Below are 13,007 nucleotides of genomic sequence, written 5' to 3'. Positions count from 1 at the left end.
CTATCGCGGCCCGCTGACTAGTCTCCCCGCAAACGGGGAGACGCTCATGTCCAGGTCCATCGCGGCTCTGCTGTCGCTCGCGCTGCTGTCGCTCATCGCCGCCGCGCCGCCGCCGGAGACCCGGTTCTCGCCGGAGATCGCCCACTTCGCGGAGCTCGACAAAACCGCGCCGCCCAAGCCCTGCGGCTTCCTCTTCATCGGCTCCTCCAGCGTGCGGTTCTGGAAGACCCTGGACCAGGACATGGCGCCCTATCGCGTCATCAACCGCGGATTCGGCGGCTCGCAGATCGCCGACGTCACCCTCTATTTCGACCAGGTGGCGACGCCCTATCGCCCGAGAGCAATCTTCTTCTATGCCGGCGACAACGACATCCATGTGGGCCGCACGCCCGCCCAGGTGGTCGCCGACTTCCAGGCCTTCCTGGACCGCAAGGACAAGACTCTGGGCGCCACTAAGGTCTACTTCCTCTCGCTCAAGCCCTCTAAGGCCCGCTGGTCCGAACTGGCCGCCCAAACCGAGGCCAACGCCCAGATCAAGGCGCTCGCCGACCAGCGCGCCGACCTCGACTATGTCGACGTGGTCCCGCCCATGCTGGAGGGCGGCGCGCCGAAGGACATCTTCGTCGGCGATGGTCTCCACATGACCCCGGCCGGCTATGAGCTGTGGACGGAGGTCGTCCGCCCGGTGCTGGAACACGAGGTCAAGACGGGGAGGGCCTGCGAGGGCTAGCCCCGCGCAAAGCCCTTGGCGCCGGGGCTCATGGGGTTATCGTCGTTCACATGACCGCCCGACAGAGGCGGCGCGGAGGAGACCCCGATGAAGTTCACCTGGTTCAACCTGATGCCTTGGCCCTATCTGCCGGACGATTTCCGGGAGAAGAACCGGTCCGTCTGGGTCGATATCGACCAGAAGCTGTTCGATCCGGCCAAGAGCCATGAGGTCTACAACACCTATATGGACCTGCTGGAATACGCCGACACCCTGGGGTTCGACGGCGTCGGTGTGAACGAGCACCACCAGAACGGCTACGGGATCATGCCCAGCCCCAACATCATCGCCGCCGGCCTGGCCCGCCGCACCAAGGACGCGGCCATCGTCGTCCTGGGCAACTCCATCGCGCTCTACAACCCGCCGATCCGCGTGGCCGAGGAGTTCGCCATGCTGGACTGCATTTCCGGCGGGCGGCTGGTGGCGGGGTTCCCGGTGGGGACCTCCATGGACACCAACTACTGCTACGGCCAGATACCGTCGCTCACCCGCGAGAAGTACCAGGAGGCCCATGACCTGATCATCAAGGCCTGGACGACGCGGGAGCCCTTCGCCTGGAACGGCCGCTACAACAAGCTGCGGCACGTCAACATCTGGCCGCGCCCGATCCAGGACGCCCCCCACCCGCCGGTCCACATCCCCGGCGGCGGCTCGGTGGAGACCTACGACTTCTGCATCGACAACACCTATTCGTACTCCTACCTCAGCTTCTCCGGCTACCTGCGGGCCCAGGCCCTGATGGACGGCTACTGGCGCCGAGTCGACGAGCGCGGGGTGGACAAGAGCCCCTACCGGGCGGGCTTCGCCCAGACCATCCTGGTGGCCGATACGGATGAAGAGGCCGAGCGGCTCTATTCCGAGCACGTCAGCTACTTCTACAACCGCTGCCTGCACGTCTATCCGGGCTTCGCCGACGCCCCGGGCTACCGGACCATCAAGACCATCCAGACCGGCGCGCTCTCGCAATACGCCCCGCCGCGCGGCGGCTACACCCAGTTGACCTGGAAGGAGCTCACCGAGCAGGGCCACGTGATCGCGGGCTCGCCGGAGACCGTCCGCCAGCGGATGGAGGAGCTGATCAAGGGCCTCAACGTCGGCAACATCTTCTGCCTGATGCACGTGGGGAACATGCCCGCCGACAAGTGCATGTATTCCACCAAGCTGTTCGCCGAGAAGGTGATGCCCAAGCTTAGGAACATGTTCCCCGACTGGGACGACGACAACCGTTTCTGGACCAGCCCGCTCGCCAAGCGCGTCACCTCGGGCAGCCTGCCCAAGGAGGCGCCCACCAGCGCCGAACTCGCCAAGACCTACGCGTGAGGGGAACGAACATGGACCTCAAGACCGTTCAGACACAGCACGTCCCCGTCCGCTATCTGGAGGGCGGATCGGGCCCCGACCTCGTCTTCCTGCATGGCGCGGGGGGCGTCACCGCCGAGGACCCCTTCCTCAAGGCGCTCGCCGAAAAGCACCATGTCTACGCCCCGCTGATCCCCGGCTACGGCGACAGCGAGGAGTGCCCCGAGATCCGCGACATGCTGGATTTCACCCAGCACAGCTGGGACGTCGTGGAGGCCCTGGGCCTCAAGGACCCGATCCTCGTCGGCCACTCCATGGGCGGCATGATCGCCGCCGAGATGGCCGCCAGTCAGCCCAACGACCTCAGCCGCCTGGCGCTCATCTGCCCGGCCGGCCTGTGGAACGACGACCATCCGGTGGCCGACATGTTCTCCCTGATGCCCTACGAGATGCCGCAGTACCTGTTCCATGACGCGGCGGCGGGCGCGGCGATCCTGACGGCTGGGCGCAATGTCGAGGATCCCAACTTCCTGCAGACCTATCTGGTGACCAACGCCCGCCAGCTGGGCATGGCCGGCCGCATCCTGTTCCCGATCCCCGAGCGGGGCCTGGCGCAGCGCATGTACCGGATCAAGGCCCGGACGGTGGTGGTCTGGGGCGACTCCGACCGCATGGTGCCGCCCTTCTACGCCCACGGGTTCAAGAAGGGCATCAAGGGCGCCGAGCTGGTCTCCATCCCCGAGGCCGGACACATGGTGATCGTGGAGAAGACCGCCCAGGTGGTGGACGCCATCGGTAGGTTAGGCTGATCATTTAGAATTCACCCCTTTTCCTGACCCTCGGCTCATGCTGAGTTGGGGCCAGGGAGAGCGGCATGAGGTGGCGAGGCTTGGTGGGCTGCGGGATGGCGCTGGCGCTCGCCCTGCCGCTCGCCGCCCAGACCCCGGACCGCGTCGACGTCCCCGCCGCCAAGTCCTGGTGGACCGCCGGCGACGGTCGGGCCATGGCCGCGGCGGCCACCTACGCCAACCCCTATGGCCGGCTGGAGGTGCTGAACGCGGGCGGAGGGCTTGAGACCCGGGGGCATCCCTTCTTCACCCCCCTGGGCGTCAACGGCCGCGCCTGCGTCACCTGCCACCAGCCCGCCGACGGCATGAGCGTCTCGGCAACCTCACTCCGCGCGCGCTGGAAGGCGACCCACGGCCGCGACCCGGTCTTCGCCGCCATCGACGGGTCCAACTGCCCGAGCCTGCCGCAGGCCCGGCGATCCTCCCACAGCCTGCTGCTGGACCACGGCCTGTTCCGCATCTTCCTGCCCTGGCCCATCAAGGGGGCGGAGTTCTCCATCGAGGTGGTCCGAGACCCCACCGGCTGCAACACCGATCCGGTCTATGGGCTCTCCAGCCCCAACCCGATGATCTCGGTCTTCCGCAGGCCGCGGCCGGTGGCGAACCTGAAGTACGTGACGACGCCCGACCCCATCGGCTTCAACGTCAAGACCGGCATGCCGCTGGCCCGCGACCCGCAGACCGGCGCCCCGGTCTCCATGCAGCTGATGGCCGACGCCCGCCAACCGACCCTGAGGACCCAGGCCGTCGACGCCGCCCTCACCCACCTGCAGGCGGGGGCTCCGCCCACCCGTGACCAGCTCGACCAGATCCTCGCCTTCGAGAGCCAGGTCTACGCCGCCCAGGACGTGCCCGCCGGTTCGCCCCCCGGCCTCGGCGCCGCGGCCCTGGCCCGCGCCCATCCCGGCCTGCTGGGCAACGACCTCAAGACCCCGGTCTTCCAGCCCTTCGACCTCTGGCGCGCCAAGGCCGGGGCGAAACTGAAGGGGGCGGCGGCCTTCCGCGCCTCGGCAGCCCGGGGCGCCGACGTCTTCCTGACCCGCCCCTTCTGGATCTCCGACACCAGCCACCTCAACACGGTGGGCCTGGGCAACCCCATCAAGCGCACCTGCTCCACCTGCCACAACGCCCAGATGACCGGGATGGACGTGGCCCCCGGCTGGATGGACATCGGGACCAGCAACCAGCCCACCGCCGATCCCCTGCGCCACCTGCCGCTGTTCAAGGTGACCTGCCGCCCCGACGCCCCGCCGCATCCGTTCCTGGGGCGGACGATCTACACCCACGATCCGGGGCGGGCCCTGATCTCCGGCCTGTGCCGCGACGTGGGGTCCATCACAATGCAGCAGTTCCGCGGCCTGGCGGCGCGGGCCCCCTATTTCGCCAACGGCTCGGCCAAGGACCTGGCCGCCCTCGTCGACTATTACGACCGCCGCTACGCCATCCACTTCACCGCCCAGGAAAAGCGCGACCTGGTCAATTTCATGAGCGTGCTGTGAGACGGTTGGCCCTCATCGCCTGCCTGGCGCTCACCGCCGGCGCCCCGCCCCCGGCCCAACGAAGTTTCGTCGCCTGCCCGATGATCCGCGATACACAGCCGGTGCCCTGCTGGCTCGCCGAGTATGGCGGGGAGCTCTACTATCTCGGCGTCCAGGGGGACATCAGCGAGGCTTTCCACCCGCCCCAGCTGCGCCACCGGGCGCTGGTGGAGGGAACGGTCTTGGACGGCTCGCGGATCTGCGGCGGGATCGTGCTCAAGCCCGCCACCGTCTCGGCCCTGCCGGAGATCGACGAGACCTGCGCCAAGGTCCTGCCCGCCGAGGGTTTCAGGATCACCGACTTCCCCCGCGGGCCCGGCCCCGCCAACCGCGGCCGCCAGCTGGCCACCGGCCCTGAGGTCCCGCGCCCGGTCCCGCCCGCGCCCCAGCCGCCGTTCACGGCGAAGACCTGGGATGTCCGCTTCGGCTTCGAGGGCCTCTATATCAATGTCCACCAGTTCCGGGGCGTCCTGGACGCTGTCGCCTACGCCAAGGCCTCCGGCGGCAAGGTCAGGATCGACGGCTGGCGCGGGGCGAGCCTGCTGTCGGACGGGGAGACGCTGGCCGAACCGGCGGGCCTCGCCCAGGCGCGGACCGACAAGGTGGCCCAGGCGCTCACCGAGCTTGGGGTCGCCCCGGCGGCCGTGCTGGCCCACCCCGAGCTCGAAATACCCGATGGCGTCACCGACCCGGAGCGCCGCCGGGTGCGGATCACGGTGACGCCGTAGAGGCGGCCCGCGAACGCCACGAACAGGGGCGCAGCGACGGGCTCCCCTCCGTGTCATCCCGCATGGAGCGGCGAAGCCGCGGAAGTGCGGGACCCAGACGCGCAGATCTCTCCGGCAAGCCCCGCGCATCTGGGTCCCGGCCCTCCGCTTCGCTACGGCCGGGATGACACCTCTTGGCTGTTCGTGGCCCTCGCGAGGTTCTGGGTTCCAATCCTCCCTCGACCCCGGCTAGGCTCCCCCCGACAAGAGGGCGATCGCGCCCCGGGGAGGACGCTTGAGACACCTGTTGATCCTGGCCGCGCTGCTGAGCCTTTCCGCCTGCGCCAAGCCGGCGGGCCCGCCCGCCGATTTCGCCAGCCTCAAGCCCGCCGATCCGCGCCTGGCCGGTCTCTATGAGGGCGCCTGCAAGACCTGCCACACCAACCCGGCATCGGGCGCGCCTCTGACCCACGACGCCCGGGCCTGGCTGCCCCGGTGGCATCAAGGGGAGGCCGTGCTGCTGGACCACGTGGTCCAGGGTTACCGGGCCATGCCGGCCGGCGGCCAGTGCGCCGCCTGCACGCCGGAGGACTACCGGGGGCTCATCGCCTTCATCGCCGGCCACGAGGGAGACAGGTCATGATCAGCCGCCGCAAGGCCCTGCTGGCCGGCGCCGCCGGCGTGGTCGTCGTGGGCGGCGGGGGTGTCTTCCTCGCCACCCGCGAGAAGCCCGAGCCGGCCTCGCCCCCCAGCGTGAACCCGCAGGGGCGGATGCTCTGGCGCAACTGGTCGGGGATCGAGAGCGCCTATCCCGCGATCCGCAGCGCGCCCAAGTCCGAGGCCGAGGTCGCCCAGACCTTGAAGACCACCCCCGTCCCCATCCGCCCGGTGGGCGCCGGCCACTCCTTCACGGGTCTGGTTCCCACCTCCGGCACGCTGATGACCCTGGACCAGGTGGCCGGGATCGACCGCTGGGAGGGCGACGAGGCGGTGGTCTGGACGGGCACGCGTCTCGGCGCGCTCGGCCCTGCCCTGGCCGCCAAGGGCCGGGCCATGCCCAACCTGCCCGACATCAACAAGCAGTCCCTGGGGGGCGCCATCGGCACCGGCACCCACGGCACGGGGACCGCCTTCAAGGCCATCCATGGCGATATCACCGCCCTGCGCCTGGCGACGGTGGGCGGCGAGATCCTGGACTGCGACGCGACCCACAACGCCGACGTCTTCAACGCCGCGCGGGTCTCCCTGGGCGGCCTCGGCGTCATCACCCAGGTGCGTCTGAAGACCTCGGCCAACCGCCGCCTGCACCGCCACGTCTGGATCGAGCCGCTCGCCGAGACGATCGCCAAGGCGGAAGACCGCTGGGCCAAGCACCGCAACTACGAGTTCTACGCCGTCCCCTTCACCGATCTCGCCGCCAACATCACCCACGACGAGACCGACCTGCCGGCCACCCCGCGCGCGGCCTCCAGCGACGACGCCTTCCTCGAGGCCCTCAAGCAGCTGCGCAACCTGCTGGGGTTCTCCACCCCCCTGCGCAAGGCCGCGGCCAAGGCCTTGCTGGGTTCCACCAAGCCGGAGGAGGCCGTGGACGAGGGCTGGAAGCTGCTCTCCACCGAGCGTCCGGTGCGCTTCAACGAGATGGAGTTCCACCTGCCGCCGCAGAACCAGCTGGCGGCCCTGAAGGCGGTGGTGGCGGCCCTGGAGACCCACCGAAAGGACGTCTTCTTCCCCATCGAGGCCCGCCGGATCGCCGGCGACGACGCCTGGCTCTCGCCCTTCAATGGCGGGCCCAGAGGCTCGGTGGCCGTCCATTGCTACTACAAGGACGACTACAAGTTCCTGTTCGAGCTGATCCAGCCGATCTTCCTGGCCCACGGCGGCCGCCCCCACTGGGGCAAGCTGCACAGCCTCAAGGCGCCGCAGCTGTCAAAGCTCTATCCCGACTGGGCGGCCTTCCAGGTGGTCCGCCGCCGGCTCGACCCGCAGGGGAAGATGCTGAACCCCTATCTACGGGAGCTGTTTGGGGCCTGAAGATCCTCCCCCAGCGCGCCAGCGCGGTGTGGGGGAGGTGGCAGGTGGCGTAGCCACCTGACGGAGGGGGATCGACGTCGCCGACCTCAGCTGACAAGAGTCAAAGTCCCCCTCAGGCGCTAGGCGCCAGCTCCCCCAGAGGGGGAGCATCTATCGGATCAGCGCCCCGTCGCCGCTCAGGGCCAGGCGGTGGAACCGCTCCCCCATCAGCCGGTAGCCCTCGGTGTTGGGGTGCAGGTCGTCGGGCAGCAGGGCGGCGTCGGCGGGGCCGAAGAGTTCCAGGCCGTCGAGATAGCGGATGGCGGCGTCCCCGCTCTGGACCCGGGCCGCCACCACCACCTGCAGCAGCTGGCGCATGCGCTGCAGGCTGGGTCCGTCGCCGGCCTCTTCCCGGGGCGGCGACCAGATCGGCGAGACCACGGCGATCGGGGTTGTGGGGTGCTTCTCGCGGATGATGGAGATCATGGCGTGGGCGGCGTCGAGGAAGTTGCGCTCCTTCAGCTGCCCGTCGGTGTGGACGTTGATCCCCAGCTTCAGGACGATGGCGTCGGCCCGCTGGTCGCGGATGATCCGCGCCGCCAGGCCGCTCAGCAGGCAGGAGCCGGCCCAGCCCAGGTTCAGGTGATCCAGGTTCGCCAGTCCGCTGGCCACGGCGGGCCAGTTGGCCGTGGCCCCCTCGGCCTCCATGCCATGGGTGATGGAGCTGCCGTGGAACAGGATGCGCTTGCGCCATTCGGCGGCGGGCTCCAGGGCGGCGCGGTCGTCGATGAAGAGGCCGGTGATGGCCACCGTCGCGGCCTGGGGCAACCACAGCTCCACGGTCTTGGTCCTGGCCGGCAGGCCCGTGAAGGTGATGGCGAAGGCCTCGTCCCCGCTCAGCTTGCCGTCGGCCTCCATCACCGCGCCGCCCTCGCCCCAGCCGCGTCCGAAGAACGTTCCGTCCACATAGAGGTCGTAGGCGCCGCGCTTCTCCCCGTCATTGGGTTGCGCCAGCAGGTGCTGGGTGGCGGTCAGCCGCACCGTGGTGCTGTTGGTGGAGAACCGCAGCCGGCATCCCGTGGCGCAGGAGGCCACCCAGCGGGTGAAGGGGTCGTAGAAGGCCAGCTCCTTCACCGGCAGCCGCATCGGCTGCAGCGATCCCTCGCGGCGGCGGATGTCGATCTGGCCATCCATCAGGGTCTCGATGGCGGTGAGGGGTACGGCTTGCATGCGGGACTCCGGCGTTAGGCGATCAGTCTAGGACATTCGCCGGCCGTGGGGAGACTCCTCCTCGCCCCCTTCAGGGGGAGAGGTTGGGTGAGGGGGCCTCCGCGCAGCGGGGGTCTTTCGGCGCCGGGAGCGACAACCGCCCTTCAGAAAGAGCCCTCACCCTACCCTCTCCCGCAGGCGGGAGAGGGGGAGCCGCGCCCACGAAAAAGGGCCGCCCTCGCGGACGGCCCTTCGTCGAACTCGGTGGCGTTGGAGACCCTAGAAGATCTCGAACAGGCCGGCAGCCCCCATGCCGCCGCCGACGCACATGGTCACCACGCCGTACTTGTAACCGCGACGCTTGCCCTCGTGCAGGATGTGGCCGGTCGCCCGGGCGCCGGTCATGCCATAGGGGTGGCCGATGGAGATGGCGCCGCCGGAGATGTTGTACTTGGCCGGGTCGATGCCCAGCTTGTCGCGGCAGTAGAGGCACTGCGAGGCGAAGGCCTCGTTGAGCTCCCACATGTCGATGTCGTCGATCTTCAGGCCGTTACGCTCCAGCAGCTTGGGGATGGCGAAGACCGGGCCGATGCCCATTTCTTCCGGACCGCAGCCGGCCACGGCCATGCCGCGATAGGCGCCGAGCGGGGTGAGACCAAGCCGCTCGGCTTCCTTCCGCTCCATGAGCACCACGGCGGCGGCGCCGTCGGAGAGCTGGGAGGCGTTGCCGGCGGTGACGTACTTGCCTTCCTTGACATAGATGCCGCCCTTGAAGACAGGGGCCAGCTTCTGCAGGTCGGCCAGGGTGGTCGACGGACGGTTGCCTTCGTCCTGGGTGAGGGTGACTTCCTTCTCGGAGAACTCGCCGGTCTCCTTGTTCTGCACCATCATGATCGAGCTCAGCGGCGCGATCTCGGCGTTGAACACCCCGGCGGCCTGGGCCGCGGCGGTGCGCTGCTGCGACTGGAAGGCGTATTCGTCCTGGGCTTCGCGGCTGACGCCGTAGCGCTCGGCCACGATCTCGGCGGTCTCCAGCATCGAGGTGTGGATTTCCGGCACGTGCTCGTTGAGCCACTTATCGCTGGTGCGGTAGCGGTTCATCTTGTCGTTCTGCACCAGGCTGATGCTCTCCAGCCCGCCGCCGACCGCGACATTGGCGCCGTCGTTGATGATGTACTTGGCGGCCGTGGCGATGCCCATCAGGCCCGAGGAGCACTGGCGGTCCAGGGTCATGCCCGAGACGGTGTTGGGCAGGCCGGCGCGCAGGGCGGCCTGGCGGGCGATGTTGTTGCCGGTGGAGCCCTGCTGCAGGGCCGCGCCCATCACCACGTCGTCGATGGTGGCCGGGTCGATGCCGGCGCGCTTGACGGCCTCGGCGATCACGTGGCCGCCCAGCTCGGCGCCGGAGGTGTTGTTGAACGCGCCGCGATAGGCCTTGCCGATCGGCGTGCGGGCGGTGGAGACGATGACGGCTTCACGCATGAATTTTGAGTCCTTGGTTTGTAGGCGGTTGAGATAGGCCCCTGGGCGGCAGGGCACAACACCTCCGCCCGCTCATCCCCGCGCGGGCGGGGATGAGCGGGGGTGATTACAGGTCGGAGAACTTCTTGCCCTCGGCCACCAGCTTTTCCAGCAGCGGGGCGGGCTTGAACGTATCGCCCATGGTGGCCTGGAATTCCTTCATCTTGGCCAGCACCTTGGCGGGGCCGACCTGGTCGCCGTACCACATGGGGCCGCCGCGATAGACCGGCCAGCCGTAGCCGTTCTGCCAGACCACATCGATGTCGGAAGAGCGGATGGCCTTGCCCTCCTCGAGGATCTTCACGCCCTCGTTGATCATCGGGAAGATGCAGCGCTCCAGGATCTCCTCGTCGCTGATCTTGCGCGGATTGGCGCCCGACTTGACGATGAAGTCGTGGATCACCTTCTCGGTGAAGGGGCTCGGCTTGGCGTTGCGGTTCTCGTCGTAGTCGTAATAGCCGGCGCCGGTCTTCTGGCCGCGGCGGTCGGCTTCGCAGAGCACGTCGCGGATGCTCTCGCCGTTGGACTTTTCCTTGACCCAGCCGATGTCCAGGCCGGCCAGGTCGCTCATGGCGAAGGGCCCCATGGGGAAGCCGAAGTCGTAGAGCACGCGGTCGATGTCCCAGGGCATGGCCCCTTCCATCACCAGCTTCTGGGCTTCGCGCTGGCGCTGGCCGAGGATGCGGTTGCCCACGAAGCCGGGGCAGACCCCCACCAGGACCGCGACCTTGCCGATCTGCTTGGCCAGCTTCATCGAGGTGGCGATGACGCTGTCGGAGGTGTGGTCGGCGCGGACGATCTCCAGCAGCTTCATGACATTGGCCGGCGAGAAGAAGTGCAGGCCGATGACGCTCTCGGGACGCTTGGTCACCGAGGCGATCTCGTCGATGTTCAGGCCCGAGGTGTTGGTGGCCAGGATCGCGCCGGGTTTGCAGATGGCGTCCAGCTTGGCGAAGATGTCCTTCTTGATGTCCATCCGCTCGAACACCGCCTCGATCACCAGGTCGACGTCCTTGAAGCTGTCCTCCATGGAGAGCGAGCCGGTGATCAGGCCGCAGCGCTCCTCGACCTGGGCGGCGGTGATGCCGCCGCGCGAGGCGGTCCGCTCATAGTTCTTGCGGATGATGGCCAGGCCCTTGTCCAGGGGTTCCTGCTTCTGCTCGACGATCACCACCGGGATGCCGGCGTTGGCGAAGTTCATGGCGATGCCGCCGCCCATGGTGCCGGCGCCGATCACGCCGACCTTCTTGATGGGGATCAGCGGGACGTCGTCGGCGATGCCGGGAATCTTCTGGGCCTGGCGCTCGGCGAAGAAGGAATAGCGCTGGGCGGCCGACTGGCTGCCGCTCATCAGTTCGCCAAACAGCTTGCGCTCGACGGCCAGCCCCTCGTCGAAGGGCAGGTTCACGGCGGCCTCGATGGTCTGGATGTTGTATTCCGGGGCCAGGAAGCCGCGGAACTTCCGCGCATTGGCCTTGCGGAAGTCGGCGAAGATCTCGGGCTTGCCGCGGGCGGCCTCGACCTTGGCGTTCTGGTCGCGGATGCGGGTCAGGGGGCGGCCCTCGGCCACCACCTTGCGGGCGAAGGCCAGGGCGCCCTCGCGCAGCTTGCCTTCCTCAACCAGTTCGTCGGCCAGGCCGCCGGCCAGGGCCTCCTTAGCCGGCACGTGGCGGCCGCTGGTCATCATCTCCAGCGCGCGCTCGGGACCCACCACGCGGGGCAGGCGCTGGGTGCCGCCGGCGCCGGGCAGCAGGCCCAGGTTCACTTCGGGAAGACCGAACTTCGCCGACGGGACCGCGACGCGGAAGTGGGCGCACAGCGCCACTTCCAGCCCGCCCCCCAGGACCGTGCCGTGGATGGCGGCGATCACCGGCTTGGGCGAGTTCTCCATCATGTCCTGCACGTCGGTCAGGCTGGGACCGGCCATGGCGCCGCCGAACTCGGTGATGTCGGCGCCGGCGATGAAGGTGCGGCCCTCGCAGATCAGCACGATGGCCTTGGCGGCCGGATCGGCGCCCGCGGCCTTGAAGCCCTCGAACAGGCCCTCGCGGACCTTGGCCGACAGGGCGTTCACCGGCGGCGAATTCAGGGTGATGACGGCGATGTCGCCATCGAGCGTGAGGTCGGTCACGGAGTTGACGGCGGTCATGGGCGCATCCTCGGCTTGTCGTTTCAGGGCCGCCTCTCGGCAGGGCGGCTGGAGAGATTCAAACGCGTGTTACAGGCCACGCCGACCCGGTGCGAGTCAAATGTGCGTAGGGTTTTCGTGACGGAAACACGGGTCTATGACCCAGCTTCAACGCTGAAAAAGGGACGCGCCTGATGGCTCTGGATCTGTTCTCACTGAAGGGCCGCGTGGCCCTGGTCACCGGCGGCTCGCGCGGCATCGGCAAGATGATCGCCGCCGGCTTCATCGAGCAGGGCGCCAAGGTCTATATCTCCTCGCGCAAGCCCGGCGCCTGCGACGAGACCGCCGCGGAACTGGGACCCAACTGCATCTCCCTGCCCCAGGACGTCTCCACGGTGGAGGGCTGCCAGGCGCTGGCCAAGCGCTTTTCCGAGCATGAACCCAAGCTCGACATCCTGGTGAACAACGCCGGCGCCGCCTGGGGCGCGCCCTTCGACGAGTTCCCGGAGAGCGGCTGGGACAAGGTGATGAACCTGAACCTGAAGTCGCCCTTCTTCCTGACCCAGGCCCTGCACGGGGCGCTGAAGGCCGCCGCCAGCCACGAGCAGCCGGCCAAGGTGATCAACATCTGCTCGATCGACGGCATCCGGCTCAATCCGCAGGAGACCTATTCCTACCATGCGAGCAAGTCGGGCCTGATCTACCTGACCCGCCGCATGGCCGCGACGCTCATCGAGGACTCGATCAACGTCACCGGCATCGCGCCGGGCGCCTTCGCCTCGGAGATGAACCGGGTGGCCCGCGACCAGGGCGACGAGATCGCCAAGCGCATCCCCTCGCGCCGCATCGGCCGCGACGAGGACATGGCCGCGGCCGCCATCTACCTGGCCAGCCGCGCGGGCGACTACGTGGTGGGCGAAACCATCGCCGTCGACGGCGGCGTCGCCCTGGCCAGCCTCGGCGGACTTTAGGAAA

At 68.7% G+C, this 13,007-nt stretch carries 11 protein-coding genes; 8 read left to right on the top strand and 3 right to left on the bottom strand.

What is annotated here, in order from left to right; all coding sequences use genetic code 11:
• Positions 1–46 precede the first annotated feature (46 nt).
• From ACO06I_RS14880 to ACO06I_RS14850, 7 genes are all read left to right on the top strand, one after another.
• The gene (locus ACO06I_RS14880) at positions 47–730 is read left to right on the top strand and encodes a GDSL-type esterase/lipase family protein (RefSeq protein ID WP_421933343.1); all 684 of its coding nucleotides are present in this window, start codon (positions 47–49) and stop codon (positions 728–730) included.
• A gap of 87 nt (positions 731–817) precedes the next feature.
• Positions 818–2,089, top strand: coding sequence for an LLM class flavin-dependent oxidoreductase (locus tag ACO06I_RS14875; protein ID WP_421933342.1), 1,272 nt, complete (start codon positions 818–820; stop codon positions 2,087–2,089).
• A gap of 11 nt (positions 2,090–2,100) precedes the next feature.
• Positions 2,101–2,877 carry an alpha/beta fold hydrolase gene (locus ACO06I_RS14870; RefSeq protein ID WP_421933341.1) on the top strand — a complete coding sequence of 259 codons (777 nt, stop codon included), beginning with the start codon at positions 2,101–2,103 and terminating at the stop codon, positions 2,875–2,877.
• A 65-nt stretch (positions 2,878–2,942) separates the two neighbouring features.
• Positions 2,943–4,415: a hypothetical protein gene (locus ACO06I_RS14865; protein WP_421933340.1), complete on the top strand. Its 1,473-nt coding sequence runs from the start codon at positions 2,943–2,945 to the stop codon at positions 4,413–4,415.
• Positions 4,412–5,182, top strand: coding sequence for a hypothetical protein (locus ACO06I_RS14860; protein WP_421933339.1), 771 nt, complete (start codon positions 4,412–4,414; stop codon positions 5,180–5,182). Before ACO06I_RS14865 ends, ACO06I_RS14860 begins: the two co-directional genes overlap by 4 nt.
• Positions 5,183–5,456: 274 nt before the next feature.
• Positions 5,457–5,804 (top strand): c-type cytochrome, encoded by a 348-nt coding sequence (locus ACO06I_RS14855; protein ID WP_421933338.1) that lies wholly within the window; start codon positions 5,457–5,459, stop codon positions 5,802–5,804.
• A complete protein-coding gene (locus ACO06I_RS14850; RefSeq protein WP_421933337.1) occupies positions 5,801–7,195 on the top strand; it encodes a D-arabinono-1,4-lactone oxidase in 1,395 nt (464 codons plus the stop codon). The genes ACO06I_RS14855 and ACO06I_RS14850 overlap by 4 nt, the downstream gene beginning before the upstream one ends.
• A gap of 150 nt (positions 7,196–7,345) precedes the next feature.
• On the opposite strand, the gene ACO06I_RS14845 is transcribed toward ACO06I_RS14850, so the two are convergent.
• The 3 genes from ACO06I_RS14845 to ACO06I_RS14835 form a co-directional block, all read right to left on the bottom strand.
• Entirely contained in the window at positions 7,346–8,404 is a 1,059-nt protein-coding gene (locus ACO06I_RS14845; RefSeq protein ID WP_421933336.1) for a GDSL-type esterase/lipase family protein, read from the bottom strand.
• A 258-nt stretch (positions 8,405–8,662) separates the two neighbouring features.
• On the bottom strand, positions 8,663–9,865 hold the full coding sequence (locus tag ACO06I_RS14840; protein ID WP_421933335.1) for an acetyl-CoA C-acyltransferase: 1,203 nt from the start codon (positions 9,863–9,865) through the stop codon (positions 8,663–8,665).
• Positions 9,866–9,971: 106 nt separating this feature from the next.
• Complete coding sequence (locus tag ACO06I_RS14835) at positions 9,972–12,053, bottom strand: 3-hydroxyacyl-CoA dehydrogenase NAD-binding domain-containing protein (protein ID WP_421933334.1); 2,082 nt, start codon at positions 12,051–12,053, stop codon at positions 9,972–9,974.
• A 173-nt stretch (positions 12,054–12,226) separates the two neighbouring features.
• Here ACO06I_RS14835 and ACO06I_RS14830 point away from each other — a divergent pair, with 173 nt between their 5' ends.
• Positions 12,227–13,003, top strand: a complete 777-nt coding sequence (locus ACO06I_RS14830; protein WP_421933333.1) for an SDR family oxidoreductase — start codon at positions 12,227–12,229, stop codon at positions 13,001–13,003.
• The last annotated feature ends 4 nt before the right edge of the window (positions 13,004–13,007 follow it).

The organism is Phenylobacterium sp. (assembly GCF_965229015.1).
Taxonomy (GTDB): Bacteria; Pseudomonadota; Alphaproteobacteria; order Caulobacterales; family Caulobacteraceae; genus Phenylobacterium.
This window is presented reverse-complemented; position numbering and strand designations above follow the sequence as displayed.

Coding starts and splice junctions, on each gene's coding strand:
- ACO06I_RS14850 (WP_421933337.1), top strand. CDS start 5,801: ATGATCAGCCGCCGCAAGGCCCTGCTGGCCGGCGCCGCCGGCGTGGTC.
- ACO06I_RS14840 (WP_421933335.1), bottom strand. CDS start 9,865: ATGCGTGAAGCCGTCATCGTCTCCACCGCCCGCACGCCGATCGGCAAG.
- ACO06I_RS14830 (WP_421933333.1), top strand. CDS start 12,227: ATGGCTCTGGATCTGTTCTCACTGAAGGGCCGCGTGGCCCTGGTCACC.
- ACO06I_RS14845 (WP_421933336.1), bottom strand. CDS start 8,404: ATGCAAGCCGTACCCCTCACCGCCATCGAGACCCTGATGGATGGCCAG.
- ACO06I_RS14875 (WP_421933342.1), top strand. CDS start 818: ATGAAGTTCACCTGGTTCAACCTGATGCCTTGGCCCTATCTGCCGGAC.
- ACO06I_RS14865 (WP_421933340.1), top strand. CDS start 2,943: ATGAGGTGGCGAGGCTTGGTGGGCTGCGGGATGGCGCTGGCGCTCGCC.
- ACO06I_RS14835 (WP_421933334.1), bottom strand. CDS start 12,053: ATGACCGCCGTCAACTCCGTGACCGACCTCACGCTCGATGGCGACATC.
- ACO06I_RS14880 (WP_421933343.1), top strand. CDS start 47: ATGTCCAGGTCCATCGCGGCTCTGCTGTCGCTCGCGCTGCTGTCGCTC.
- ACO06I_RS14870 (WP_421933341.1), top strand. CDS start 2,101: ATGGACCTCAAGACCGTTCAGACACAGCACGTCCCCGTCCGCTATCTG.